Here is a 26650-nt window from a genome sequence, read left to right on the forward strand (position 1 = left end):
TATGGTAATCTTTTCCATCCGTGCGATATCTCTCTTGCGTGTTTTTACGATGGTTGTAATTTGATTCGCCATGACGCCTCCTTGTAAGTTACTGTTTTTCTTACAAAAAGGCGAAAATCGCTAACTCATTAATATGTCAAGATAAATTTAGATTTACCCGATAATTTTTATAAAAGTTTACGAAAGCTGAATACATTTTGTCCGCTATTACTGGGTTTGCGGCTGCACCGGGAATTGCTGCGTTTTGTAAAGATGTCGTATAGTATCTCTATGAGAATTCTTACTCAGTATACTGCTCATGCTTCTATCGTCAACCAGCCTTAACAGTTCGCAAACCGCACTCTATACCCGTAGCGGGGGAATGTCACAACTCCGCTCCGAACCTGTGCAGCGTGTCGTTTCCACATCTAAGCCCACTACCTCTGACGAACAATCCTCAGAAGATCCCGTCACCCTGTCTCAGGAAGGTATCGAAAAGTCAAAGCAACAGCAGCAGGGAAGCATGCCCTCCAGCGCCCAGGAGTCTGAGACAGAAGAGACTGAGGGAACAGCGCCAACAGAACAGTCTGCAGATGCTATTCAGGAACTGACCGCTGAAGAAGAACAGATGGTTCAAGAGCTCAAGCAGCGTGATCAGGAAGTCAAAACCCATGAAATGGCACATCTTGCTGCTGCGGGGCAGTATGCCGCCGGCGGAGCTTCCTACACGTATCAGCAAGGTCCGGATGGCCGCCGGTATGCAGTGGGTGGAGAGGTTCCCATCGATGTGAGTGAAGAAAAAACTCCAGAAGAAACTATTCAAAAAATGCAGGCAGTGAAACGGGCGGCCATGGCACCGGCAGAGCCCTCATCAGCCGATAGAAGCATAGCTGCCAACGCAACGGCCACGGAAAGCCGGGCACGGACAGAAATGCAGAGTGAGGAGGCCGAGTCCGGCACGGATGAACCGGAAACGGTCGCTGAACAATCAGAGGAGAGTCAGTCCCTGGCATCTCCCACCGCATCTGAAGAAGTCGAGCCTTCCGAGCCCTTCGAGGCTGTTGCCTGAGCCTGGTACCACCCTGTAACTCTTTAGCACTTCCCCCATTCACAGATTCGACTCGAATTTTCATGAGAAATCTGTGTGTATCTTGTAGTATTCCTTTTAGAAACCTGAATGCGTAAGGCTCAGTATCTTGGGTGAGGCGCAACAACCTGCATGTGTTCGACCGCCCGCTGTCAAGAATTCAGGTGAAAGCTTTTTTCTCATTCTCAGAGCAAACATGAAATCATGATGGACCACTCCAAGTACCTCGAAAGCCTTTTTTCTTTTGTCGATCAGTCGCCTACCTCCTTTCATGTAGCTTCCAATGCTGCAACCAGGCTCGAGGCCGCCGGTTTTACACGGCTGTATGAGGCCGATTCATGGCGGCATTTGAATTCAGGTAAATTTTTTGTCATACGCCATGATGGCGGCCTGATAGCCTTTACCCTGGAAGGTGACCGGGAGACCCCAAGGCCGTTTCGTATGGCGGGTTCACATACCGATAGCCCCAGCCTACGGGTTAGGCCCCAGCCCATGCAACTGCATCAGGGCTGCCTGCAACTCGGTGTTGAAGTGTATGGTGGCGCCTTGCTTGCACCCTGGTTTGATCGTAACCTTTCTCTTGCTGGCCGGGTTGGTTGGCTTGATGAGCAAGGAGAATTGCATTCTACGCTTCTTGATTGTAAACGCGCTCTTGCGACTCTACCCAGCCTGGCTATCCATCTTGATCGCGAAGCCAATAACGGCCGGGCGCTCAACAAACAAACGGACTTGGTTCCCTTGCTTGGATTATCTGCCGAATCCAGCCCTCCAGATTTTACTCAGTGGCTTAAAGAGGAACTCAAAAAGCAAAAGACTGAGATCTCCGTTGCTGAGGTGTTGGATTTTGATCTTTTCCTCTATGAGCCCCAGCCCCTGACACAGATAGGATTGGAGGGCGAGTTGATAACCGGTTCACGGCTTGATAACCAACTCTCCTGCCATGCCCTCTTACAGGGATTGATTAATGCCGAGGTGCCTGGCAATGCGATGATTGTGCTCAATGATCATGAGGAGGTCGGCAGTGCGACACCTTCAGGAGCCCAGGGACCATTTTTGAGCACCGTGCTTGAACGGCTGTATCCGGACCCTGATGTGCGCCAACAGGTCATTGCTCGCTCCTTTTTTATTTCAGCTGATAATGCCCATGCCGTGCACCCCAACTTTGCGGGCAAGCATGAGCCCGACCATATGCCCAAGCTGAATCAGGGGCCGGTACTGAAAACCAATGCCAACCAGCGCTATGCCACAACCGGTGTAACTGCTTCGCTCTTTCGCTCGCTTTGTAAAAAAGCCGAGGTGCCTTGCCAGCAATTTGTGATGCGTAATGATATGGCCTGTGGCTCGACCATCGGTCCTTTGACCGCTAGCCAGATTGGTGTGGCAACTGTTGATGTAGGTGTTCCCCAGCTTGCCATGCATTCCATCCGGGAAACCGTTGGTCACCTTGATGGGTGGTATCTGATGCGGGTGATGCAGACCTTTTTTGAGGCGGAGGATGCGGCCGTTTGTCTTCCTGAACTCTAAAGGGACAGTTACGAACCTTTGCAGCTTGATACAATACCGCACCCCATTCATTTTTGTATGGCGTAAAGAGGGAGATATGTCGCAGCAGCAGGAACCCGAAAAAATACAGTCGGTGTCGGAAATCCCTGGATCGCCCGGCGATTCAACCACGGCCACAACATCCAAACACCGCTTTTCCTTTAACCGTATGGAACTGGCCGGAGCCTTTGGGGATCTGGGCACCATGCTCCCCATTGTGATCGGTATGATCCTCTTAAACGGCCTCAGTCCGACAACGGTGTTTTTTACTTTTGGTGCTTTTTACCTTATATCAGGTTTTTATTACGGACTGCCCATTCCTGTGCAACCCCTCAAAGCTGTGGGAGCCATTGCTATTGCCTATCCGGCAGTGGTGACAGAATCGGTGATCGGGGCTACAGGGATCCTCTTTGGTGGCCTTTTGCTTGGGCTTTCACTCACAGGTATGGTCGACCGGGTGGCACAGCTCTTTTCACAGGCAGTGGTTCGGGGGATTCAGCTTACCCTTGGCTTGATCTTTCTGCGAAAGGGATTTGAGCTGATTATTCATAAAGATGTTTTTGTTTCAGGTGGTGGGGGAGCACTTACAGGGCCGGTCATTAACCTGATTATCGGAGTGATCGTCTTTGCCATCGTGTTACGATTACTCAACAACAAACGTTACCCCGCCGCCTTAGCCGCGCTGGCATTAGGCGTAGGTCTTGGTTTTGTCCTCGGTGGTTTTTCCGCCCAAGGGTTGTCGCTGGGGCCAACCGCAGTGCATATCATTACACCTTCTCTCGGTGATTTCTGGACAGCACTGGTCATGCTCGTTCTACCACAAATTCCTCTCACCATCGGCAATGCCTGTGTGGGCACGTCCAACACCTGCTCCACTCTGTTTTCCGGCAACCCCATGCTCATGAAAACTAAAGCCGGTAAGTTTGCTTTTACCATGGGCATGATTAACTTCCCTGCCGGATTTTTTGGAGCGGTGCCCATGTGTCACGGCACCGGTGGCCTAGCAGCCCATTACCGTTTTGGCGCGCGCACTGGTGGCGCCCCGATCATGCTGGGGCTTTTTTTTATTGTAATGGCACTGGTACTGGGAGAGTTCGGCTTTGCTCTGCTTGCAGCTATCCCCCAGTCCGTGCTTGGCGTGCTGCTGGTTTTTGCCGGACTGGAATTATGCCCTCTGATGCGGAGCCTGGAGACCAATGAGGAATATTTCGTTGCCCTCCTGATTGCAGGTATTGCCTTGGTGGTACCTAACATGGCCTGGGCCTTTGTTACAGGGATTATTGTTGATTGGGCAATTCGAAAATTTGATATCAAAATTTAAGAGGGGCTTGAATAAATATATCCTGAATCCGTGACGGCGGGCGGTCACCGACAAGGTATCCTGTGAATGAGACGGAGATTTTTAAGCTCATTCATTTGTTGTTCAGTCTTACCCGCCGCCCCTTGTGGCATCCATCAGCATGCCACCTTCATTGTTTGTAACACGCCGATGAATGCTCGCAAATTCAGGTTAAAGATCGTTGCCCTTCACCAAGGGAGAGGAGGCGCAATGGCCCCCTTTGTCGTTCGTGTCGCACTGGTGCAACACCCCTTCAAAATAATCAGCTTGCTTCCTCTTGTCGCTTTATTTGACAAGCTTGGGGAGGATCGGGCCCTTCTCGCAATTAGCATTCGCGGATTGTAATACAGCTCTAAAGCCTCAGGTGGTGCGCGGATAGGAAGGGGCATCCTGTATCGTGCCTGATGCTCAATTGCGACACCTCTCAAAACAACCAGGGCACTTTTGCCTTTCGTCTTTCCTCGTACGCTCGTATCGCATTCGCCTGTAACAAAGTCATGTCTATGTCATCCAGCCCTTCCAGTAAGCGTTTACGTCGATAGGCTTCAATTTCAAAAGGTATCACCTCTCCTTTTGGTGTCGTGATAGTTTTTGCCTCTAAGTCCACCGTCAAGGTGTACCCCTCATTGGATGCAACTTCGGCAAACAACTGTTCAATGATTGTTGTATCAAGGGTTATGGCTAATAGGCCATTGTTCAATGTATTATTAAAAAAGATGTCTGCAAAGCTCGGGGCGATCACCACTCGAATGCCATAATCTACCATGGCCCAGACGGCATGTTCCCGGGAAGAGCCGCAGCCATAGTTGTCTCGAGTGAGTAGAATACCGGCCCCAAGGTAGCGTTCATCATTGAGGATACAATCAGGGTTGATTTGTCGTCGGCTGTGGTCCATGTATGGCTCACCTGGCTCCAGGTAGCGCCAGTCATCAAAGAGATTCGGGCCAAAGCCGGTCTTGCCGATAGCTTTCAGGTATTGTTTAGGGATGATCGCATCGGTGTCGATGTTTGCCCTATCTATGGGGAGAACGATGCTGGTTTGTCTTGTAAACGGCTGCATATTTTATCACCAGTATATAGAAAAATTTATTTCATCTCTGTGCAATGGGGGAGCATTGGGGATTAGGCTATCTCCCGCACATCTACAAAATGACCGTAAACAGCAGCAGCGGCAGCCATTGCCGGGCTGACCAGATGGGTACGGCCCCCCTGTCCCTGGCGGCCTTCAAAATTTCTATTCGAGGTTGAGGCGCAACGTTCGCCAGAGGCCAGTCGGTCGGCATTCATTGCCAGACACATGGAACATCCAGGCTGCCGCCATTCAAATCCTGCCTCTTTAAAGATTGTATCCAGACCCTCAAGTTCAGCCTGCTGCTTCACCAGACCAGATCCGGGCACGACCAATGCCTGGGTAACGCTTTTTGCCACTTTCTTATCACGAATAAGAGCTGCCGCAGCACGTAGATCCTCAATGCGTCCGTTGGTACAGGATCCAATAAAGACCTTGTCAACTGCGATTTCATTTATCGATGTTCCCGGTGTTAAATCCATGTAAACAAGAGCTTTTCGAATGCTTTCCGCTTTAACCGAATCCTGTTCCTGGGCAGGATCGGGCACAACCCCTCGTACGCCGACAACCATCTCTGGGGAGGTGCCCCAGCTTACCTGCGGTTCTATGGCGGCAGCATTAATTCGAATAATCCGGTCAAATTTAGCCTTCGGATCACTGTGTAACTCGCGCCAGGCTATCTCGGCTTTGGTGAGCATCTCTCCCCGAGGTGCGAAAGGTCGACCTTTTACATAGTCTATGGTGGTTTGATCAACTCCTATCATGCCAGCGCGAGCGCCAGCCTCAATTGCCATATTGCATACGGTCATTCGGCCTTCCATGGTCAATTCTGTTACCGCGTCTCCGGCAAACTCAATGACACAACCCGTTCCTCCGGCAGTGCCGATTTGGCCAATGATATGCAGGATCAGGTCTTTAGCCGTGACGCCAGCTCCCAATTTACCCTCGACGCTAATGAGCATTGAGCGAGATTTTTTCATGACCAGACATTGGGTGGCCATCACATGCTCAACTTCTGATGTGCCAATGCCAAAGGCCAGGGCACCAAAGGCTCCATGTGTAGCGGTGTGTGAATCACCACAGACTACGGTCATTCCCGGGAGAGTGGCGCCCTGTTCAGGGCCAATAACATGCACTACACCTTGACGTACATCATGAATGGGAAATTCAGTAATACTAAATTCTGTACAGTTGCTATCCAAGGTCTGTAACTGCAGACGTGCGGCAGGGTCTGTCGGTGAAACGCGTCGGTCTGTGGTGGGAACGTTATGGTCCGGCACCGCTAAAATTGTTTCCTTGCGCCAAGGCTGTCGCCCCGTGAGCCGCATTCCTTCAAAGGCCTGAGGCGATGTGACCTCATGTACAAGATGACGATCTATATAAATCAGATTTGTTCCATCTTCGTTTTTACGCACTACATGTGCATCCCATAACTTATCGTACAACGTTTTATTCATAGTATTTCCTCCTTGGTTTCAATAGGGATAGTGCTATAAGGTGAATAACTCAAATTCATTATTTTTATATTGTTGATTCCCAAAAGGAATAATCTATGGATACCAATACATTACAAGCATTTTTGGCGGTTGCGGAAACAGGATCGTTTTCATTGGCAGCAGAACGGTTGTTCGTGACCCAGCCCGCTGTAAGTAAGCGTATTGCCGCATTGGAAGACGAATTGGCTGTCAAACTCTTTGAGAGGCTCAGTAAACGCGTGATTTTAACCGAGGCCGGAAGGGTGCTTTTGCCCAAGGCACGGCACATTGCGCAAGAGATGGCGGGCTGTAAACAAATGATTGCTGAGCTTTCTGGAGAAATAAGCGGGGTGCTGCAGCTGGCAACGAGTCACCACATAGGCTTACACAGGCTGCCACCGTATTTACGGCGTTTCAATCTGTTGTACCCAAAGGTCGAATTTGCGCTGAAATTCATGGACTCAGAAAGTGGCTGCGCTGCCGTTGCTGAAGGAATGCTCGAAATGGGGGTGGTCACTCTGCCTGAAGCCAGAACAGATAAGTTAAAGCTTCATAAGGTATGGGATGATCCTCTTCAGATAATGGTCGGGCGTGATCATCCCTTAGCTCATTGTAAAGATAGTAAAAAACTTGAATATTTTCCAGCTATTGTTCCGGAGAAGGGAAGTGAAACCCGCCGATTGATTGAATCGTCTCTAAGGAAAGTTGGAGTCAACCTGAGAGCCCGGATTGAAACCAATTATTTAGAAACTATTCGTACGCTGGTCGCATCGGGACTTGGCTGGAGTGTGCTGCCTATGATTATGCAGAATGATGATTTGACCTGCATCCTCTTACCTGGAATATCTTTTGAAAGAAGCTTGGGAATTGTGCGACGTGAGGGAGGACAACTTTCACAAGCTGCTCAAAAATTATTCGACTTGCTAATCGAGTAACTTGTGGCTAAATAGTTAAAAGTAAATAGAGGTACCATTGTATTGAGAGGTGGGAGAAAAGACTCCATGTATCCTGCCAAATTCCACTAAAGAAGAGGGGGAAGATAAAGGCAAGTTTTTTAGCAGAAAACAGAAAAATCATAGCCCCTTCAATGAAAGTGATTCCAGTGAAAAAAGAGTGTTACCCAATGCTCATCCCCCTCAGGCGCAAGCGCAAAAGACTCACCCAGCCAAAGGCAGAGATTATCGGTACAGAGGAGGCGCAGAAGCTAGTCTTTTCTTCACCTGCAAAAATCATTGCAGGCTTGGCGCTGTAAAAAATTTTTGGAATCCTTGCCTTCATTGTTCGCAACACGCCGATAAAGTTTACCTGTTTCGGCATGCCACAAACAACGAAACTGCAGTCCGGATGAATGTTAGCGGATTAGGGTACAACTCAGCCCCGGTGTCGATCGTGGGCATTGCACCGGCGATGGTACTGCCTGAGGGTGTTTTGCACATGACCCAAGAGGCTGGTTTTGGGATACTGGCCTCGGGCATTGAGTTGTCCAGGCTGAATGCCGGTGAGCAGTTCAATGCCGTCGGTGACCAGTGCTATTGAGTAGACCGCAAAACTACCGTTTGCAACTGCCTCGCAAACCTCATGGTCAAGCATGAGGTTTCGCCTGTTTCGCTCGGGGATGATTACTCCCTGTTGTCCCCTGAGTCCGTATTGTTTACAGATTCGGTAATAGCCCTCTATTTTTTCATTGATGCCACCTACAGGCAATACTTCTCCGTGCTGATTCAGTGCACCGGTGACTGCAATTCCTTGATGAATGGGCACCCCTGCCAGAGCAGAGAGCAGGGCAAAGAGCTCCGCGCAGGAGGCGGAGTCACCCTCGATACCATGATACTCCTGTTCAAAGACGATGGAGCCGGTGAAGCTGAGCGGTGCGTTGCGCTCAAAAAGGGCGGCAAGATAATTCTGAAGAATAAAGACGCCCTTATCGTGAATAGGGCCGGACATCTCGACCTCGCGCTCAATGTTGGTCAGGCCGTCTTCCCCCGCATGGGTTCGTGCACTCACCCTGACTGGAAAACCGAAACGGTGATCACCCAGATCAATCACGCTGAGACCATTCACCTGACCTACCCGACTTCCTTCAAGTTCGATCAGGACATCCCCATCGCCAATTGATTCACGCATGCGCTGCTCGGGATAGTCGTGACGCATCCGCCGGGCACGCTGAGCCTGTTCGACATCTTCAACGCGCACCAGGACGTCGCTTCTTTCAAGAGATAAGGGAGCACTTTCAACAATTTTGGCATCTAAGTGGCCAAAGACTGCGCTTTGTCGGCTCTGATCATCGGTTTCGCGGTGGCTTTCTTCAAGCAGACGGGCTACGGCCTCGGCTGTAAAATGAGGCAGGTTACGCTTGAGGCAGGTCTGGGCCACGAAAACAGAGGTTGCCTGGCGGAGTTCTTGGCTATCAACGAACTCTTCAACAAAATCGACTTTAACCCGAAAGCGGCGGGCAAATTCCGGGTCGCCTTCCTGGAGTTCATAATAATGTTCAGGGGAGGCAATGAGAATAATTTTAACCGAGAGAGTGACAGGTTTTGGGGTTAACGAGAGGGTTGCGATCGGCGCAAAAGCAGTGCCTGGTTCTTCGATTTGCAGAATCCCGCTACGGAGAAAACGACGCAGTTTTTCCCAGACCAGCGGATCGGCAAGCAGATCTCGCAGGTGCAGGAGAAGAAAGCCACCATGGGCCTTGAGCAGGCTACCCGCACGGATTTGGGAGAAATCGGTGACCAGTGCTTCATTTTCTGTGTGGTACTCGATGGAGCCAAAGAGGGAGCGGTAAAGCGGATTGTTTTCAACGATGACAGGGGCTCCATCCAGGTCGCTGTTGTCGACCACCATGTTCACCCGGTACCGTGCCAAAGTTCGCTGCAGGGCTTCGATCCGGTGAACTTCCGCCTCACCTTCGGCGGTTACAAAGAGGTCGAGGTTTTCCAGGATATCGTTGCTTACCTGGGTAAGATACTCTTGAAGAAGAGGTGGACACTCTGTGTCTACACAGACTGAGGAGGTCGTGCTCTTGCTCTCTGCCTGTAACAGGGGGCGAATGGTTTTTTGTTGCAGCTCTGCCAGGTCTTCGTCCATTGTTCGTTCAAGTGGACGAGTCGTGGCAAAATAGGTGTTGATTTCTGCCAGCAATTCTTCTTCTGCCTGGTTGATCGCGGCCCTCTCTTCCTTGGAAAGTGCCAGCAACTCATCCTCGCTCATGGCCTTGCCGCCTGGGCTGCGCAGGGTGAACATCATTTGCCCTGCTTCCTGGCGCATACTGAAATTGCGGGCTTCAGCAAATGTTTCCAGGGTGTTGAACGCGTCGGTTTCCTGTTGTTTAAATGCTTTTTCGATCCGCTCCCGTTCCAGTTTGTAATCTGAGCTTTCCAAACGCTGTGGAATTTCGGCTGCCAGGGTTTTGAGCATCTTGCCCATTGCCTTGCGCAATGCTTTGCCGCAGCCTGCTGGCAGGTGGAGTGCGTTGGGTTGCTCCGGGGAATCAAAATTATGCAGGTAGCACAGATCCGGAGGTGTTGGGCGCTCTTGAGCCGCATTCAGCATGGCCTGTTTGAGCAGGGAGGAACGGCCACTGCCGACCTCACCAAGAACAATGAGGTTATAGTCGGCCTGCTGCATGTTCAATCCGAACAGCGTAGCCTGTTGGGCACGCTGTTGGCCTATCCAGGGGAGGGGGGCGTTGATCAGTTCGCTTGTGTCGGCAAAGCCGAGGCTCTCCGGGGCGATGGAGAGTCGGAGTTCGTTGGGAGTGAGTTCGGTAATGGGCATGGAATGCGTTTTTTGTGTTGGCTCAAGGAAAGAGAGAAAGAAGGATTGCAGATGTTGCCAATGCCTAGGTACTTGAGCAGAGGAGGGAAGTCAACCGTATTTGCTTGCAGGGGAGCGAACTTAATGTGTGATTGTTGGAGATAGTGCCTCACCGCCAACCAAACTCCTGGGAAGACTCATGATGGGGTCAGGAGTAAAAAATTTGATTGATCTCCAGGACAGAGAGAACCTTGTTGGTGGAAACAAGAAGATTCAAACAACAATAGTTTTGGGGGATGGTGAGGAGTTGATCGAGCGGAGTGTGCTGCACAGAGGCAAGCACGGCACGGTTGACCCCGGCATGGGCCACGATGAGAATGTGGCCTGTGTTGTTGCAAACGATTTCTTGCAGGGCAGGCAGGGCGCGGGCGGCCACATCGGCAAAGCTCTCCCCATCCTGGGGCCGAAAGGTCCCCATGTTGTCTCCCCGTGCTTCATAACTGCCTGGGAATTTCTTCTGGATCTCTGTGGCGGTTAATCCTTCCCATGCTCCAAGATTGATCTCTTGGAAGGCGGCGATTGGCTGGATTTCGCTCTGTGGGCGGCCACTGACCAGTTCTGCGGTCAGCATTGCCCGGTTCAGTGGTGAAGAGAAGACCTGATTGAAGGAAATGTCGGTTAGTGCAAGGCCAACCTGTTTGGCCTGGTTGATGCCGCTTTTGTTGAGGGGTATATTTGCCTGTCCCAGGAAACGGCGAGGTCGTGATGAATCAACCTCGCCGTGGCGGAGCAGGTAAATCAATGACTGCATGAAGCCGAGGCCATCTCCATAATCAGCTCCAGGGGCTGGCCTACCTCGGCCTCAACCGCCGCTGCCAGGTTCTGGGCCAGGCGGTAACGGCCAAGGATCGCCTCGACCGCTTCCGGATCATGTTTGTACAGGGCGAGCTTTTCTTCAAAGCGTTCATTGACCCGAACCATGCGACTGCCACGGACGACCTTGTCTGCCAGGTGGACCAGTTCCCGTTCTCCCACACCCATTTCTGGGGACCAATCCATATCTTTATGCGCACCCACTATTTCTGCTGCTTCTTCAAAACCAAGTTCGCGCAGCCAGGTGGCACCTGTCTGTTCGTGATGGGGATGTCCCTTGGCAATATCATGGAGCAGCCCACAAACCCGGCAGGTCTGAGGATTGAGTTCTCGTCCGCTGTGGCGGATCACTGTCTGGCAGAGTATGCCCGCCACATCGCCTACCATCCTTCCGTGGGCCAACCCTTTTTCAGGCATGCAATAAATATGATCGATAATGGCCTTGGCCTCTGCCATGGTAGGGACGCCCTTTCGGGCAAAACGGATACAGCCCTCAAAATAATCATCAGGTGTATCCATATCAAAATGGATATTGGCATCAGCCACCTGAACTTCACGAATCTGTTCCGGGTGGTCAGCTTCAAGTGCCGCCAGGATAGTACGTAAACCTCCTTCAGGTTCATCACTCTCACCAATGAGATCCCTCAATCTTGAGGAAAGCAGGGGAGGGTGCCCTCGGCGTTCTTCAAAAACCGGATAATAGATATCTGCCGGAGCTTGGGCCTGGGCTTGTAGCAGCAGGTTAACCGTCCCCCGCCGGACCAGGGCAATGTCGACCGGGAGCAGAAAAAAACCACTGCTGTTTTCACAAAGCTCATGCACGCCAGCACGAATGGAGCTGTACATCCCCTGAGCAAAGTCGGGATTATAGACGGTTCGGACTCCTGCCTTGTCCGCGGCTGCACGCACTTTCTCTGCACGATGACCGGTAACGACAACGATATCGTTGACTCCGCAGGAACGAAAGAGGTTGATCGACTGGTCAAGCACGGTGCTTCCGCCCATGGGGAGCAGGGCCTTGAGTTCGCCCATACGTGAGGAATAGCCCCCTGCGATGATGATGGCGCTTGGTTTTGGTGACATGGCAAATACTTGTTTGGTTACCATCGACGTTCAGCTGAACAACAAAACCCTCTTTTAGAGAGTTGCCATTTGTTCCGAGCAAAAGGCGAAAGACCCGCAAAAATGTGCGCCTTTTCGTGGGCATGACTCGCTCCTACAGTATCCGAATACGCTGGATGCTTGTAGGGAACAGGTAATGCCCGGGACAAAGATTCAAGCTAAGTTTAGATGGTTATCGTGTTGAATTATAGTGATAAGGAGTGTCTGGCATCAGATGAGCTAAATGTTGCATGCAACTAAATTTAATCCCAAATCAAATCAGATGCCAGGGCTTTCTTCCGGTAGCTCGCTGGTAAATAAGTTCTCCTACGATGGAAACAGCGATCTCTTCCGGTGTATCCGCTTCAATACCAAGGCCTATGGGGCAGTGCACCTGATCCAGATGTGCCTCTTTAAAACCTTTGTCCATAAGTTTTTTATAGATGGCATTGCGTTTTTTTCGTGAGCCGATCATGCCAATATACCCGGCATCGGTCTGCAGGGCCTGGTCGAGCACATCCATATCGTGCATGTGACCACGGGTGACAATAACAAGGTAGGAATCCTGGTCGATCTCAAATCCTTGAAAACAATTGTCAAAGGAGTCCAGAACCTTGATCGTATCAGCTGATGGGAACCGATCTTTGTTGGCAAACTCAACCCGATCGTCCATGACCACAGTACGAAAGCCAACCCGCATGGCGGCCTCAGAGGTGCAGGCGGAAACATGCCCCGCTCCCAGCAGGTAAACGGTACCGGCTACAGCAAAGTAGGAGAGCAGATATTCTTTGCCCTCAAATTCGATCAGGCTTGCAGCGGAGGTTGAAGGACGCACCTGTTTAATAGCTGCAAGCAGCCCGTCGGAGATATCCAAGCGGCTGGGGATACCACGGTGGTTGACCACAAAGCGCTGCTCGGCCTCCGTGGTGTCGGACAGGGGGCAGACCAGGGTGATCCGGTGGCCGGATTGTATAGAATCGAGCAACAGGCGAAAAACTTCACGGTTTACATCGCTTGCAGCGATATATTCCAAGAAAATCTCCATGCGACCACCGCAGATCATATCGGTGTTGGCCGCCATACTGTTGGTCAAATCAAATATTTGTCGTTTCGACTGTTTGGTCTGAAAACACTGCACCGCAGATTCAATGGCCATGGCTTCCACCTGACCGCCTCCAATGGTCCCCCCGATGGAACCGTCACGTAGGATGATCATTTTGGCGCCAGCAAGTCGTGGGGTGGAGCCGGATTGGCTGGAGATGGTGACCAGGATCAGGTCCTGGGAGTCATCCAGGGTGGTGCAGATTTGTTGAATGAGTTTTTTCATGGTTGAATGTCCTTGCGATGGTCTTCAAGCGTTCGTTTTGCCGGGTGAATGTTGGTCTCAGGTGGTGCGTTCAGGACGATATCAACACCCTGTAGGGCTGGAACGGTAGATAAAAGCTCCCTGGCCGATTGTTGCCAACGTTCGCTGCGGCTGGGAAGAAGTTTCAGGTCAATACAAAGTTGTTCTTGGTTGTCTTTCGTTGAAAGCTGGGCGTTGAAATCAAGCAGGTCCGGAAGGGGAAAGAGCGCTTCGTCGAGAATATCCAAACCCAGCCGGTGTCCATTGTTGAGCAGGCAGGCCTGGTTGATTCGGCCCCTGACCTGATCAAGACGGCGAATCGTACTGCCGCAAGGACAGGTCCCCGGAAGAAGACGGCCCAGATCCCCGGTTCGGTAGCGAATCAGCGGCATGCCCTTCCTGGTTAACGTGGTAAAGACGATTTCTCCCCACTGGCCATCAGCAACCGGTTGTGTGCTTTGCGGCTCAATAATTTCAAAAAAAAGATCCGCCTCGCGCAGATGTGTACCGCAGTGGTGCCAGCAATCAACTCCGCCACCGAGTCCGGTTTCTGTGGTCCCATAATGGGTGAATATTTCGCAACCAAGGAGTTGCGTAAGCTCGGTGCTCAGGCTGTCAGGGATATAATCCGAGCAGAGCAGTACCGAGCGGATATCTCCGATATAAAGTTGCAGGTGAGCAGCCATGCGAGCAATGGCCAGAATTTGTACTGGAAAACCTACCAACACATTGGGTTGGAGTTTTGAGAGTGCACGTACGGCCTCGTCGGGATGGGTGACAAGGCCCACAATATGGCTTTGGACATCAAAGCGCTCCAGGGCGCGTGCAAGGAGATGACCGGTGGAATCCGGTGTCGAGCCAGGAAGTAAAATAGCCACACTCTGGCCGGGATCGACCATGTGCTGCATACCCATATGAAAAAAATCCAGGGTCTGTTCAAGATCCTCTTGGGTAAAAAAGAGTCGCTTGGGCGCACCGGTGGTGCCGGAGCTGTGCATGGTAATGATACGGGCGATATCGTCCTGGCTTACACAGAGCATCGTCGGTCCATGAGCGCGCAGATGCTCCTCTGTGATAAAAGGCAACCGGTGGACATGGGCAAGAGATTGTATCCCCCCCGGTTCAACAGAACGTAGATGTTCGCGATAAAAGGATGAATGCTTCTGGCAGTAATTCAGCTGGTTCTTAAGCCGGTGAAGTTGCCACTCATCAATGTCTGCTCGGGAGAGGGGAATTGCGTGATGGCCTAGTATCCCGGCGATGAGCGGCTCCAGGGTGGTCGGAATCATGCGCGCTCTACCCCCCGATAAAGAGGTTCTCCCTGGTTGGAGGTCAGGTTGTAGGCACAGAAAGGAATCAGCTTGCCCGCTGGCGATACAATATGAATGCAGCAGCCACGCAGTCGCTCCAGGTCCAGGTTCCACACATCCTGAAAAGCCATGGCAGAAAGCGAAAAGGTATGGGTGCGGGCCCGGGCAAGAAATCTATCGAGGTCATCCTGTGGCTTATCTGTGCCGTTACAACCGCACCCCTGGGCGTTGGCCATGGGAAGAGCTGGTAAGGACCATTGACGGGCGGTGAAGTTGACGCTTTTTTGCCTGCCTTCAAGGGCTGGAATTGCCTGGGGCTCACCTGTGGAACAGCAGGTGGGGCCACTGCCAAGGGGCATGAGTTGGCCATCTTCCTGAACGATGAAGTTGCCATGAAAGGAACAGAGCGCATGCTCACAGGCTGGTGGAGCAAAGTTGTCTCGACTGATTCGGCCCTCGCTTTGCAACTCAATGAGTTCAATCACCTCGGGAAGTGTTAAACGGTCACGATCAGCCGGTGGCTCGGGAAAGCGGCCAAAGTAGGAGATCGGCTGAAAATGAACGCCTCGAACCGTGGGGGCAAAGCGGGCACCGTATTCGATAATGGCCCCAATCTCCTGTGGATTCACCCCGGGAACCAGGGTAGGGACCAGGACCACACCCAGGCCTGCTTTGCCGCAGTTGATGATGGCCTGTTCCTTGATGCGGTGGAGGTCACGTCCGCGCAGAGCGATGTGGGTGGCCGCCTTCAGGCCATCAAACTGAAGGAAAACCGAGGCCAGACCCGCATCTTTGAGTTTTTGTGCATAACAGGGATCGGCAGCGAGCTTCAGTCCATTGGAGTTGAGTTGAATGAAGTGAAAGCCTTTGTCTCGTCCCAGGCGAATAATTTCGGCAAGGTCTTCGCGCATGGTGGGTTCACCACCGGAGAGCTGGATATTGCTGGGACCGGAGCCTGCCATGACCTGATCGTAGAGAAAACCAATATGCGAAAGTGATGGCTCATTGGAGGGCTGCTCGGCACCGGCATCGGCAAAACAGACGGGGCAGCGCAGATTACATCGGTTGGTGATCTCAATGAGGGCGGTGCAGGTATGCTGGCCATGATCAGGGCAAAGGCCGCAGTCATAGGGACAGCCTTGATGCACTTCTGTGAAGGCCTGCAAAGGAGCTGACGGCTTTTTGGGGCGAAGCCAGGAGGAAAAGGGTATGGATCCCCGCCAGATAACAGTACGAAAGGTGCCGTGCTCTGGGCAACGCTTGACCTGATACACGGTGTTGCCCTGTTGTTCACGTATGGCAGCAACGCGCTGCATACAGACGGGGCAGACGCTGGATGTTGACGAGAGCAACTCGATTGCGCGATTAAAAACCGTTTGCTTGGTCTCGAGGCAGACTGGGGTCAATGTCGTTCTCCATTAAGATGGCGAGTATGGTTTCACGAGCCCGCAGCATGATGTCACCGCAGACCTCGGGCTTGCGACCACCCTGATAGGCAACAATATCCTCACAGCGTATACCGCCCCATTCATGTGCACTGGCTTTAAACCAGTCCATAAATTGGGAGAGCATGATGGGATAGTTGTCCAACTGCAGCTCATCGTCACTGCCTTTAGCCGCATACAGCGAAAGCACACAGGCTCCACCAGTGGCTACACCACAGGTATCTCCACAGCCGGACCCCTCGCAGAGGCCAGCCATGGCACGAATGAGAGCCCGGTTTTCTTCGCCCATGTCATCCAGGGCCAGTTGCATCATAATTTGGCTGCAGCAGTACCCTTGGGCGTTGAGCTGCATCACCCGTAATGCTGTATCGTCCATGCTGCCTCTTCTTCGGTGTGTTTTTTTATTTTGATCACCACGTTGGCTCAGCCGAGTATCATTGGAGAGCCTCTTTACGTTGGGGTTCCTTCGTCACCACCAACCTACTTGCCTCTGGGGAGTGTGGTAGGTTGGCGGTGACGAAGGAACTCCAATATTGCATCAACCAGATAACGGGTGAACACCCCTTGATACCTGCTCACCCAACAACAAATTTCAGTTGAGTATTATTCACTTCGTCGCAACCACCACGTAATATCCCAGTGGTGCTGTGGCCAAAGCACAGGTGGTGCGCTGCGCAGACTCTGCATCCATAAACAGGGCCCAGAATTTTTCCAGACTGCCGTACGAGAAGATGATCTGACCGGCGAGTTGTTTGAGCAGCTCGGATCGGTCTTGGATAAGTGTCAGGCTAAAACCGGCTTGAATGAGGCCTTCGCTGATCTGCTCCAGCGGAAGTGCTCTGGTAATACAACTCTTGATTTCGGGCAACTGTGCCTGGAATGAGAGCCGTTTGCAGTAAATATCGCTGAGCAGTAGTCGCCCCCCTGGTTTCAATACCCGGTGCATTTCGGAGAGGCTTTGCTCCATGCTCGTCGTTAAAGACAAGACACATTCGCAGAGCACTCCATCAAAGGATGCATCCTCGCAGGGCAGATTGGTGGCAACTCCTTCGAAAAGGGTTGCCATCGGGGCCAGCTTATTTGCCTTGGCCAGCATCGCAAACGATGGGTCAATACCTGTGGGACGAAGATCAAATTCACAGGCCAGCATGTTGAGGCTATGGCCAGGGCCACAGCCGATATCAAGTACCGGAGCACCTGGCTCAAACTGGCAAAAATGCAACAACTCACGTGTGAGTGCAATCCCACCGGGCCTGAGCGTGCCACCTGTGAGGGCGTGCAGTTCTTCCTGCTCATAGAGCGGCAGTGGGGTGCTGGTACGGAAAAGACAGGATGAATTCATCGTGCGTTAATGCCCTATTTATCTTCCAGTAACTGTTCCACTTCCAGCATCTTACCGACTGCAAGGTCTTCGGGGATAAGCGTAAAGCCACACTTGGGGCAGGTCATCAGCTCGACATGAAAGGCGGATTTCAGGTAGGTGACCTGTACTTTGGTCGCCTCGAGCGGTTGATTGCAGGCAGCACATTGCCAGTCGGTGGCTTCGACAAAGGAAAACTGACTCATTTTTGATCCTCCGGCAGTATCATGCGGTGGCTGTACCCGTTGTGTACAAGGAATCCCTCCTCAATCGGCTCATACTTGACCCAATAGGTGACTCGAATCGGACGGTATTTAGCCAGCCGGTGTCCATTGTTGGGATTGAGCAGATAGCTTCCACTGTTTTCAGCGTGATGAATGACTTTCTGCAGATCCTCCAGCAGGATGAGCCTATTATTCAGGAGCTGCTCTACCTCGGCGTTGAGTTGAATCTTGATTGCTGTGTGCGCTGGGCGCTCTATGGTTTCTTCCTGCCAGAGATTGGCTAGCAGATCGCTTTTAAGTCGAGCCCGATTTTCATGGCGCCGAGAGTATCCAGGGTTGGTGCGACTGAGCGGATCGTCTTCGGTCGTGGCAAAAAGGTAATCTAGCAGGTGGGCAACGGGGCGTCCATGGGCGGCCAGATTATCCCGACACATGGCACAGTAGGCCAGGCCATCGAGTTCACTGCGTTCTGCTTTGCGGGCGACCGCTTTCTCTCCAAGTTTTCTATTGGCATACTGCATCAGGCCGCCATAGCCACAGCAGTCGGTGGTTTCTCCAGTAAAGTCGTGTTCAACCACCTCAATTTTAAGCTTTTCGCAAAGGCTACGTACACTGGCTCGAAGTTCCGATTGTTCGCGAGTAGTACATGGATCATGCAAGGTAAGGGCGCGTGCAGGCTTTGTCGTCTGCGTGGGTAAATCAACCTTGTCCAAAATATTCCAAAGTGAGACAGTGTTCATGTTTGGAACAAATTCTTTGAAGACCGAAAGGCAGGAGGTGCAGGCGGTGATAACCGTGGGATTGCCCAGTCGCTCTACATCCTTTGTAAAGGCCTCCATGGTTTCGGCAAAAAGTTGATCGCGTCCTGCCCAATGAGCAGGTATGCCACAGCAGCCTAACAGCAGGCCAACGCCACCTCCCAAAGTATCTCTAAGAAATGCATAAGTCTGTTTCACCGCCTCGGGATTGGAACCGGAAAGCTGACAGCCAGGGTAAAAGACGTAACTACTGCGGGTTGTTCCTGGCTGGTGGCGAACCAGCGCACAGTAGTCACTGAGACTAAATTCCATATCCTCCAGGGCAAACTCATGGGGCGAGGGCGGCATATGGCCGGTTTCAACCAGGTCAACACGTGAAGAGCGACAGACCTCGGCCACAGGAAAATCATTGGGACAGATAACCGAGCACTGGCCGCAGAGGCTGCAGGCATTGATCATTTTATTTGCAGCTCGGGTTCCTTGAACAATGGTCTGGCTGTTGAAAATTTTGCGGATCCAGGGTTTGGGGTATTCTTTGTATTCCTGAAGATAGACGCACTGTTTAACACATTCCAGGCACTCACATTGGATGCAACGGCCAGCTTCGTTCTTGGCCTCTTCTGCCGTATATCCAGCAGGTTCATCGCCAGGAGTTATTTCAGCAGTCGGCGCGATACCCTCTATGGAGGTGTACATACGGGTGGCACAGGCACCTTCCTTTTCGCGCTGGGCGGTCATGGACACGTTTTGAATAAAGCGTTCAATGGAAAGGGCCGCTCGTCGCCCCTGTTCCGCCTGGTAGACTGGTGAAAAAGAGCCTTCGGCAGTTTTACCTCCGCCTGCAAAGCATCCCGCCTGGTCAGTGGCCAGGGTGATGGCATCTACTGTGTTAGGAGCAAAGGGCAGCAGGCTTTGATCGAGATCATCCAAATCACAGTACACGGCATCGTATTCATGAACGAGCGCTGTGATATTCTCCTGGTTCATGTTGATGGAGGTTTGTATCTCGACGCCGTAATGGGCAAGCATCTCCTGAGCATGGGCGAAAACTTTTCCAGGGAGAATGGATTCTTCCAACTGCTGCAAAGAGCCCCCAGGGGAAGCGGAGCTGGTAAAAATGGTTGCCGGGCGCCCTTTGCGGCTTAAGTCCAGTGCTGCGGTCATTCCTGAGAGGCCTGCGCCGAGAATGGCAAATTTACCTCCTTTAGAAGGCAGTTTAGGCAATTTTATGACGGTGTTGGTTGCCCCAACGCAGAACTGTTCCAGCCTTCCAATGGCCAGTGGGGCATCGATTTCCACCCGTTTGCATTGGCTGCGGCAGGGCTGGTCGCAGATTCTTCCCAGAATTTCTGGAAAGGGCATGGTCCGATCAAGAACACGCCGTGCACCTCGAGTATCGCCCTTGGCAAGAGATGCCATAAAGGCACGAACATCGACGTGAATCGGGCAAGCCGCACTACAAAAAGGGTATTCTTCTTGGATACACTTGGATTCAAGTTCTCTGAGCTGGATTTGGTTCATGATACGCTGGCGTAAAAAGAGGGGTTAAGCAAAAAGAGGGAGGCGAAGATGTCTCTATCTTGCCTCCCTCTCTTTACATCAACTACAAATGCTACCTAATGAGTAATAGTACTCAGAAAAGACCTTTTCTGAGTGTCTATTATTACTTGGGCATAGCAGCCAATACCTTCTCCGGATATGCGGGAAGGTGACGACACCATGCGCCACAGGCATTGTGGATGGCGTTGATAACTGCGCAGTGCGGAGCGGTCAACGGCATCTCACCAACACCGGAGGCACCGAAGGGGCCGTCAGGACGCGGGGATTCGACGTACATAATCTCCATGTCGTCCGGAATATCTTTGATGTAAGGAATACCAGCACCAGCCATGGTGGAGTGTTTCTTAATGTCCTCGAAATCCTCGGTCAGAGCTAGACCAATACCCTGGGCCATACCACCATAGATCTGACCATCAACAACCAGCTTGTTTACTACGGTTCCGATATCGGCAACACAGGAGATGGACTCAACTTTGGTCTTACCGGTGGCAACCTCTACGGCAACAGTAGACAGAAATACGCCGTACATGTAGCAGCAGAAGGGGTTACCCTGGCCGTTCTCATCGCAATCGCTGGCTGGTGCAGTCCATTTACCAAAGATCTTAGTGGGGATGTTCTCGGCAACCATCTCGTCATAGGTGCGGAACGAGCCATCGTCCTTGGTCATGGTTTTAACCAACTCTTCACAACCAACCTTGATGGCCTGACCGGTCATGACCTGGCTACGGCTACCACCTGCAGGTCCGGAATTCGGACACATGGAGGTATCGTTCATCACCAGTTTGATCTGATCAGGGGTGAGGCCAAGCGGACGCAACGCTTCGTGAGCGATGGCGAGGCTACCCATGTCAGCGCCCTGCCCATGGTCTTCCCAGCAGTTATAGATGGTGACTGTGCCATCAGCATTGAGCTCGACATCAGACTCAGAGGTATCAGGGCCGTCAAGACCAGCACCGTAGACACCGATAGCAACACCAACACCTTTCTTGATGGCATCGGTGGACTCTGCTTCTACGCGTTTTTTGGCTTCTTCGTACTTGGGACGAATCTTGTCCATCATCTCAGGCAGGGAGTATACCTCAGGATCCTGACCTGTGGGGGTGGTGGAACCTTTGCGATACACGTTTTTGTAGCGCAGCTCAAAGGGATCCATGCCCAGTTTCTCAGCCAGTTCGTCCATGAGAATTTCAGACGGGAACTCGGACTCAGGTGCGCCGTATCCACGGAAAGCAGCACCCCATGCATGGTTGGTAGCAACGGTACGGCCTTCACCACGGATGTTCTTGATGTCGTAGCCGGCACCGATGTACTGAGCACCGCGCAGAGTCAGGAGATCGCCGAACTCAGAGTAAGGACCATGGTCAACAGACCAGTCGGTCTCCATACCAAGGAGCTCGCCATCTTTGGTGGAGGCAAGACGGACAGTGGACCAGAACGGAGAACGTTTACCGGTGTAGACCTGCTGTTGAGCGTAATCGTAGCAGAGGTAGACCGGACGTTTGGTTGCCATGGCTGCGGCACCAACCAGAGCTTCCATGGTGGGGCTGAACTTGTAACCGAATGTTCCACCTGTGTTGTTCTGCACCAGGGCGATGTTCTCAGGCTCAACGCCAAGACCAGGAGCGATCATGTAGAGATGGAGGTGCAGACCGATGGATTTGGAGTGAATCATCAGTTTGCCATCTTCTGCATAGTAAGCAAAGCCGACATCAGGCTCGATGGGGAGATGCGGCTGACGGCTGGTGTAGTAATCACCCTCAATGGTTACATCCGCTTTCTCAAAGATCGGCGCGGTCTCCTCACCTTTGGCCACTTTCTGAATATAGTAAATATTCGGGGTGCCGGGATGGATCTCGATTGCATCCGGCTCCATGGCAGCAGGTGCGCTCATGTACGCGGGCAGCTCTTCCAACTCAACTTTAACTTTTGCAGCAGCTGCCTTGGCGTTCTTCTCGGTATCGGCACAAACAATGGCGATAGCGTCACCAGTCTGGAATACTTTGGTGTCACAGAGGATCGGACGCTCCCAACCGTCACCCTTGTTGGTGGGGAAGGTGATCAGGCCGGTGATGCGGTTTTTACCCTGAACGTCTTTGTGGGTAACAACCTTGAATACACCAGGCATTTTCTCTGCTTCGGAGGTGTCGATGGAGAGAATGTTTGCATGCGGAACTTCTGCCTGAACCAGAGCGCACTGGAGAGTGTCTTCCGGAAGGCCGAGGGCCAGGTCGGCTCCAAAGTCCCAGGTTCCTGTAACTTTAGCGGTTGCGCTCGGACGCGGCATGGAGGTGCCGAGAACTTTGCCGTCTTCAGGCAGCTGATAGGCCAGGTCCTTCATGGTCATCTTGCCGTTGAGCACTTTAACCGCATCCATGACTGCATCAACAAGCGGCTTGTAACCGGTACAACGGCAGGCATTTTTGTGTTTCTGGAACCAGTCGCGGACTTCATCACGTGAAGGATCAGCATTTTCGTCCAGCATTGCTTTGGCGGAAACAATGAAACCAGGTGTACAGAAACCACACTGTGCAGCGCCATGGAGCATCCAGGCTGCCTGGAGGGCGTGGAGAGCAGTGGGGGTACCGATTCCCTCGATGGTGGTGATGGAAGCACCATCGGGTACGCGGTTCATTTTAGTAATACAGGAACGGATCAACTTGCCGTTCATAATTACGTTACAAGCACCACACTGTCCTTTGCCGCAACCAACCTTGGTTCCGGTCAGGTGCAGGTTTTTACGAATGACATCGGACAGCAGGTCAGAGCTATCGGCCATAACCGTGCGCTCTATACCGTTCACCAGCAACTTCTTTTTCTGCATGAGTGACTCCCATGAAATTTGTGAGTGAACCAAATACGGGATTTCCGTATTGAATGAAGAAACAGAAAATGCCAGACAACAGAGAGTCGTTTTCCTGCCGGTGAAAACGAGTCGGTGCTGTCTGGCTTGTGCGGACATGCAAAATAATCATTTTGCTCAAATACCGCGCACTTCAGACTCTGGTGGCGTTACGTTTGCATTGTTTGAGCACCTCTTGGCCAATAAGGAATCGAGGCACAGGGACACAAGGAGTAAAGCCCCTGCGCCTCTCTTCCAAATCAAAGTTTACAAGGTGTAGAAACGCGGGACGCGATAAGCGTCCCGCAACGCCAACCACAGCGTAACTCGTAAAGGGGCCGGTGAAGCCCACGCAGGCCAAGTTCAGGGATAACAGGGGCAGGCTCCACCGGCATTCATTGGGGTGGTGGGTGCAGCATATGGTCAATTCGGAGAGGGGAGGAAAAGACCAGTCAGTGCAATCACCACCCATAAAATTCATAACCTGATGAAATAATGAGGGTTTCAAGAGGATGGGGAAGGCGATTCACCATCCCCTTGAGAATCCCTATGACGCAGGTTGTACGTCAAGCTACTGCATATTTTTGATTACAGTGCTGCGGTGTAGATAGCTGCAACATCAGCGTCTTTCGGGCGACGCGGATTGGTCAGACCACAAGCGTCAACCTGGGCGTTGGCAACCATGGTGTCGATATCGGAAGCCTTAACCTCTTTACCGTAGCGTTTACCAAGCTCGACCAGACCGGCAGGAATACCGATGTCTGAGGAAAGCTTTTTAATGGCTTCCAGAGCCAGCTCAGCAGCATCACGCGGAGCCAGACCTTCGGTGTTCTCGCCCATGAGCTGAGCGATTTTAACGAAACGGTCTACTTTAGCGATCAGGTTGAACTTCTCAACGTGAGGCAGCAGAATTGCGTTACACTCACCATGGGGCAGATCATAGAAACCACCCAACTGATGAGCCATGGCATGTACGTGCCCAAGGCTGGCGTTGTTGAATGCCATACCAGCGAGGTACTGAGCAAAACACATACCTTCACGAGCTTCGATGTCAGCACCGTTTGCAACTGCCGGGCGCAGATATTGAGCGATGAGCTCAATGGCTTTCTCTGCAGCAGAGTCGGTCATCGGGGTAGCGATGGTGGAAACGTATGCCTCAACAGCGTGGGTGAGGGCGTCCATGCCGGTAGCAGCAGTCAGTGCAGGCGGCATGCCAACCATCAACTCAGGATCATCAACAGCGATACCCGGGGTTACGCGCCAGTCAACGATGGCCATTTTCACGTGGCGGGCCAGATCGGTGATGATGCAGAAGCGGGTCATCTCAGAAGCGGTACCAGCGGTGGTGTTAACTGCCAGGTACGGAGGCATGGGTTTGGTAGATTTGTCCACACCCTCGAAGTCCTGAATTTTGCCGCCGTTGGCAACAACCAGACCTACACCCTTACCACAGTCATGGGAAGAACCGCCGCCCAGGGTGATCAGGGAGTCACAGCCCTCTTTTTGGTAAATATCAACGCCGTCGTGAACGTTTTTATCGGTGGGGTTCGGGATTGTTTCGTCATAGACAACATAACCCATGCCGGCTGCATCCAGCAGATCGGTGATAACTTTGGTGATGCCTGCGCCGGTGATACCTTTATCAGTAACGATCAACGGTTTGGAACCGCCAAGCGCTTTGATTTTAGCAGGGATCTCTTTGGAAGCACCAATACCGATCAGGGTTACTGAAGGAATAAAATAACCGTATACTTCTTCACGAACTGCCATAATGAAACCATCCTTTTTTAAAATTGAGTTTCTTCTACGTTCTGCAAAAAGTTTTCATCCTTTTGGATCCAATGATTACGCGCAGTTTTCAATAGGCAAAGCCTGTGCCAGGATGGCGATTCAGGTGATTATTGCTCCTTGCAGGGGAAATATTGGTAAAATACTTCCTTGATGTGACCAAAAATGACAACGATGGATTTTGGTGTGTCAAGTTGACACTGAAGAGTGGAGGGGAGCGGCTAAAATGTCCCAAAGGGGGAGGGGCGAAGAAAATAGTCCTTGGGAAGAGCAGGCGGGGCATATTGAGTCTTGCGTAAGCCGATGGCCAAGGGGCTTGAGGGAACTGAAGGAAGAGGATGCTTTTTTATGGTTTTAATTCAGAGGGTTACGATAATATGGGTCATAATGCTACGTCACGTGAAGAGTGTGGGGCAAAATGTCCAAGTGCTTAATTTTTCGGTATTGAGCTGATGGATTTTTACATTTTTATATTAACATATCAATAGGTTGTGTTTTGTATCCCCTCCTGGTGGCGGCGTTGTTGTGGTTGGGAGATACCTCTGGTCCGGGCGAGACGGTGTGCAAGCAAGAGAGAAGAAATATCTGTTTAATGTAATAAAATTGATTGAAACCGGTGAGGTATGGTATATTTTTTATGTAATCGTTGTATGCGGCTCTTAGGTAGTGTCCCTCTAGAAATGAGGATTTTTGTTCAAGTTCAAGGCATGTGAAAAATTTTACCGCAGGCATATAGACGATATTCCGAGGATAAAAATTTGAGCATAACGCCGAAATTGGGCAAAAAGACCGTTTCTGGATGGGCACTAGTTACGCTCAACTCTAAGCTGACTTCGTTGTCGACACACTCTTGAGAAAGAATGTCGAAGCAACACCTCAACCCAACCACGGAGAAACTTCATGCCTATTGTTTCCATCTCTCGGGGGTCTTATAGCCGGGGTAAATGCGTTGCTGAAAAGCTTGCGCAAAAATTGAATTACAGCTGCGTGTCACGAGAAATTTTACTGGAAGCCTCTGAGGAATTTAACATTCCAGAGATTAACCTGATTCGTGCCATTCATGACTCGCCCTCCATTTTGGAGCGGTTCCGTCATGGCAAAGAGAGATACATTAGTTATTATCAGTATGCTCTGCTTAAACACGTTCAGGAAGATAATATTGTCTATCATGGTTTGGCGGGGCAGTATTTTTTGCGTCATATCCCCCATGTCCTCAAGGTGCGTGTCCTGGCCAGCATGGAAGACCGGGTTGCCGAGGTCATGCGGCGGGATAATGTCTCTCAGAAAGATGCGGTAAATATCCTTCATAAAGATGATGAAGAGCGTCGCCGTTGGGGCGTAAAACTTTATGGTATCGATACCTGGGATAGCCGTCTCTATGATATGGTTATCCTCATCGATAAACTGACCGTTGATGACGCGGTTGATCTTATCTATCAGACCTTGCAGAAACCTGTGTTTCAGACAACACCTGAAGCAACCAAAATTTTGGAGAATCAGGTGCTCTGTGCCAAGGTTAACTCACTGTTGATCAATTACTCGCTCCTGCTTGAGTGCTGTGTTGATGATGGCGTGGTTACCCTCGATAATATCGGCGAGGTGCTACGAGCTGATCCAGATCTCTTGAAGCGGGTTGAAGCGATGATTCGTAATGTCGATGGTGTGAAAAACGTCATCATTACCGATAAAAAACGAAGCCACGGTCAACATGTGAATCCTTTTCACAATATTGATTAGGCATATATTGACCTATCGGTTAAAGCCTTGAAAACTGTGAATCCGTAACGGCTCGTGGTCGTT

The 26650-nt window shown here is 51.4% G+C and carries 20 protein-coding genes; 6 read left to right on the top strand and 14 right to left on the bottom strand.

What is annotated here, in order from left to right:
• The first annotated feature begins 298 nt into the window (after positions 1 to 298).
• From JWJ90_RS08745 to JWJ90_RS08755, 3 genes are all read left to right on the top strand, one after another.
• Positions 299 to 1048: a putative metalloprotease CJM1_0395 family protein gene (locus JWJ90_RS08745; protein WP_205226835.1), complete on the top strand. Its 750-nt coding sequence runs from the start codon at positions 299 to 301 to the stop codon at positions 1046 to 1048.
• A gap of 222 nt (positions 1049 to 1270) precedes the next feature.
• Entirely contained in the window at positions 1271 to 2590 is a 1320-nt protein-coding gene (locus JWJ90_RS08750) for a M18 family aminopeptidase (RefSeq protein WP_205226836.1), read from the top strand.
• Positions 2591 to 2666: 76 nt separating this feature from the next.
• Positions 2667 to 3929, top strand: coding sequence for a putative sulfate/molybdate transporter (locus JWJ90_RS08755; RefSeq protein ID WP_205226837.1), 1263 nt, complete (start codon positions 2667 to 2669; stop codon positions 3927 to 3929).
• Between the two features lie 442 nt (positions 3930 to 4371).
• Here JWJ90_RS08755 and leuD read toward each other — a convergent pair whose 3' ends face one another.
• Both leuD and leuC read right to left on the bottom strand, forming a co-directional pair.
• Positions 4372 to 5007 (bottom strand): 3-isopropylmalate dehydratase small subunit, encoded by a 636-nt coding sequence (leuD, locus tag JWJ90_RS08760; protein WP_205226838.1) that lies wholly within the window; start codon positions 5005 to 5007, stop codon positions 4372 to 4374.
• 62 nt (positions 5008 to 5069) lie between these two features.
• The gene (leuC, locus tag JWJ90_RS08765; RefSeq protein ID WP_205226839.1) at positions 5070 to 6473 is read right to left on the bottom strand and encodes a 3-isopropylmalate dehydratase large subunit; all 1404 of its coding nucleotides are present in this window, start codon (positions 6471 to 6473) and stop codon (positions 5070 to 5072) included.
• A 95-nt stretch (positions 6474 to 6568) separates the two neighbouring features.
• Between leuC and JWJ90_RS08770 the strand changes: the two genes are divergently transcribed.
• A complete protein-coding gene (locus JWJ90_RS08770; protein WP_205226840.1) occupies positions 6569 to 7426 on the top strand; it encodes a LysR family transcriptional regulator in 858 nt (285 codons plus the stop codon).
• Between the two features lie 188 nt (positions 7427 to 7614).
• Positions 7615 to 7743 carry a hypothetical protein gene (locus tag JWJ90_RS23520; RefSeq protein ID WP_275889084.1) on the top strand — a complete coding sequence of 43 codons (129 nt, stop codon included), beginning with the start codon at positions 7615 to 7617 and terminating at the stop codon, positions 7741 to 7743.
• Between the two features lie 119 nt (positions 7744 to 7862).
• On the opposite strand, the gene JWJ90_RS08775 is transcribed toward JWJ90_RS23520, so the two are convergent.
• The 12 genes from JWJ90_RS08775 to JWJ90_RS08830 form a co-directional block, all read right to left on the bottom strand.
• The gene (locus JWJ90_RS08775) at positions 7863 to 10268 is read right to left on the bottom strand and encodes a Lon protease family protein (RefSeq protein WP_205226841.1); all 2406 of its coding nucleotides are present in this window, start codon (positions 10266 to 10268) and stop codon (positions 7863 to 7865) included.
• Positions 10269 to 10455: 187 nt separating this feature from the next.
• Positions 10456 to 11058 (bottom strand): histidine phosphatase family protein, encoded by a 603-nt coding sequence (locus JWJ90_RS08780; protein ID WP_205226842.1) that lies wholly within the window; start codon positions 11056 to 11058, stop codon positions 10456 to 10458.
• The gene (locus JWJ90_RS08785) at positions 11046 to 12227 is read right to left on the bottom strand and encodes a DVU_1551 family NTP transferase (RefSeq protein WP_205226843.1); all 1182 of its coding nucleotides are present in this window, start codon (positions 12225 to 12227) and stop codon (positions 11046 to 11048) included. The genes JWJ90_RS08780 and JWJ90_RS08785 overlap by 13 nt, the downstream gene beginning before the upstream one ends.
• Positions 12228 to 12495: 268 nt before the next feature.
• Positions 12496 to 13548, bottom strand: coding sequence for an XdhC family aldehyde oxidoreductase maturation factor (locus JWJ90_RS08790; protein ID WP_205226844.1), 1053 nt, complete (start codon positions 13546 to 13548; stop codon positions 12496 to 12498).
• Positions 13545 to 14855: a DVU_1553 family AMP-dependent CoA ligase gene (locus JWJ90_RS08795; RefSeq protein ID WP_205226845.1), complete on the bottom strand. Its 1311-nt coding sequence runs from the start codon at positions 14853 to 14855 to the stop codon at positions 13545 to 13547. The genes JWJ90_RS08790 and JWJ90_RS08795 overlap by 4 nt, the downstream gene beginning before the upstream one ends.
• On the bottom strand, positions 14852 to 16228 hold the full coding sequence (gene trsS, locus JWJ90_RS08800) for a radical SAM (seleno)protein TrsS (protein WP_420828901.1): 1377 nt from the start codon (positions 16226 to 16228) through the stop codon (positions 14852 to 14854). The genes JWJ90_RS08795 and trsS overlap by 4 nt, the downstream gene beginning before the upstream one ends.
• Positions 16229 to 16241: 13 nt before the next feature.
• The gene (locus JWJ90_RS08805) at positions 16242 to 16697 is read right to left on the bottom strand and encodes a DVU_1555 family C-GCAxxG-C-C protein (RefSeq protein ID WP_205226846.1); all 456 of its coding nucleotides are present in this window, start codon (positions 16695 to 16697) and stop codon (positions 16242 to 16244) included.
• 231 nt (positions 16698 to 16928) lie between these two features.
• On the bottom strand, positions 16929 to 17663 hold the full coding sequence (gene trsM, locus JWJ90_RS08810; RefSeq protein WP_205226847.1) for a DVU_1556 family methyltransferase: 735 nt from the start codon (positions 17661 to 17663) through the stop codon (positions 16929 to 16931).
• 14 nt (positions 17664 to 17677) lie between these two features.
• The gene (locus JWJ90_RS08815; RefSeq protein WP_205226849.1) at positions 17678 to 17887 is read right to left on the bottom strand and encodes a DVU_1557 family redox protein; all 210 of its coding nucleotides are present in this window, start codon (positions 17885 to 17887) and stop codon (positions 17678 to 17680) included.
• Positions 17884 to 20184 carry a pyridine nucleotide-disulfide oxidoreductase/dicluster-binding protein gene (locus tag JWJ90_RS08820; RefSeq protein ID WP_205226850.1) on the bottom strand — a complete coding sequence of 767 codons (2301 nt, stop codon included), beginning with the start codon at positions 20182 to 20184 and terminating at the stop codon, positions 17884 to 17886. Before JWJ90_RS08820 ends, JWJ90_RS08815 begins: the two co-directional genes overlap by 4 nt.
• A gap of 142 nt (positions 20185 to 20326) precedes the next feature.
• Positions 20327 to 23044 (bottom strand): molybdopterin-dependent aldehyde oxidoreductase, encoded by a 2718-nt coding sequence (locus tag JWJ90_RS08825; protein WP_205226851.1) that lies wholly within the window; start codon positions 23042 to 23044, stop codon positions 20327 to 20329.
• Between the two features lie 606 nt (positions 23045 to 23650).
• On the bottom strand, positions 23651 to 24832 hold the full coding sequence (locus JWJ90_RS08830) for an iron-containing alcohol dehydrogenase (protein ID WP_205226852.1): 1182 nt from the start codon (positions 24830 to 24832) through the stop codon (positions 23651 to 23653).
• Between the two features lie 918 nt (positions 24833 to 25750).
• Between JWJ90_RS08830 and JWJ90_RS08835 the strand changes: the two genes are divergently transcribed.
• Entirely contained in the window at positions 25751 to 26587 is an 837-nt protein-coding gene (locus JWJ90_RS08835) for a cytidylate kinase-like family protein (RefSeq protein ID WP_205226853.1), read from the top strand.
• Positions 26588 to 26650: the final 63 nt, after the last annotated feature.

The sequence above is a fragment of the Desulfobulbus rhabdoformis genome (assembly GCF_016919065.1).
Classification (GTDB): Bacteria; Desulfobacterota; Desulfobulbia; order Desulfobulbales; family Desulfobulbaceae; genus Desulfobulbus; species Desulfobulbus rhabdoformis.

Bases quoted from the DNA above. Each gene is read 5' to 3' on its own strand.
- JWJ90_RS08805 (WP_205226846.1), bottom strand. From the start codon at position 16,697: ATGGACGATACAGCATTACGGGTGATGCAGCTCAACGCCCAAGGGTAC.
- JWJ90_RS08785 (WP_205226843.1), bottom strand. From the start codon at position 12,227: ATGGTAACCAAACAAGTATTTGCCATGTCACCAAAACCAAGCGCCATC.
- JWJ90_RS23520 (WP_275889084.1), top strand. From the start codon at position 7,615: ATGCTCATCCCCCTCAGGCGCAAGCGCAAAAGACTCACCCAGCCAAAG.
- JWJ90_RS08755 (WP_205226837.1), top strand. From the start codon at position 2,667: ATGTCGCAGCAGCAGGAACCCGAAAAAATACAGTCGGTGTCGGAAATC.
- JWJ90_RS08745 (WP_205226835.1), top strand. From the start codon at position 299: ATGCTTCTATCGTCAACCAGCCTTAACAGTTCGCAAACCGCACTCTAT.
- JWJ90_RS08835 (WP_205226853.1), top strand. From the start codon at position 25,751: ATGCCTATTGTTTCCATCTCTCGGGGGTCTTATAGCCGGGGTAAATGC.
- leuC (WP_205226839.1), bottom strand. From the start codon at position 6,473: ATGAATAAAACGTTGTACGATAAGTTATGGGATGCACATGTAGTGCGT.
- JWJ90_RS08815 (WP_205226849.1), bottom strand. From the start codon at position 17,887: ATGAGTCAGTTTTCCTTTGTCGAAGCCACCGACTGGCAATGTGCTGCC.
- leuD (WP_205226838.1), bottom strand. From the start codon at position 5,007: ATGCAGCCGTTTACAAGACAAACCAGCATCGTTCTCCCCATAGATAGG.
- JWJ90_RS08775 (WP_205226841.1), bottom strand. From the start codon at position 10,268: ATGCCCATTACCGAACTCACTCCCAACGAACTCCGACTCTCCATCGCC.
- JWJ90_RS08825 (WP_205226851.1), bottom strand. From the start codon at position 23,044: ATGCAGAAAAAGAAGTTGCTGGTGAACGGTATAGAGCGCACGGTTATG.
- JWJ90_RS08770 (WP_205226840.1), top strand. From the start codon at position 6,569: ATGGATACCAATACATTACAAGCATTTTTGGCGGTTGCGGAAACAGGA.
- JWJ90_RS08820 (WP_205226850.1), bottom strand. From the start codon at position 20,184: ATGAACCAAATCCAGCTCAGAGAACTTGAATCCAAGTGTATCCAAGAA.
- JWJ90_RS08795 (WP_205226845.1), bottom strand. From the start codon at position 14,855: ATGATTCCGACCACCCTGGAGCCGCTCATCGCCGGGATACTAGGCCAT.
- JWJ90_RS08750 (WP_205226836.1), top strand. From the start codon at position 1,271: ATGATGGACCACTCCAAGTACCTCGAAAGCCTTTTTTCTTTTGTCGAT.
- JWJ90_RS08790 (WP_205226844.1), bottom strand. From the start codon at position 13,548: ATGAAAAAACTCATTCAACAAATCTGCACCACCCTGGATGACTCCCAG.
- JWJ90_RS08780 (WP_205226842.1), bottom strand. From the start codon at position 11,058: ATGCAGTCATTGATTTACCTGCTCCGCCACGGCGAGGTTGATTCATCA.
- JWJ90_RS08830 (WP_205226852.1), bottom strand. From the start codon at position 24,832: ATGGCAGTTCGTGAAGAAGTATACGGTTATTTTATTCCTTCAGTAACC.
- trsM (WP_205226847.1), bottom strand. From the start codon at position 17,663: ATGAATTCATCCTGTCTTTTCCGTACCAGCACCCCACTGCCGCTCTAT.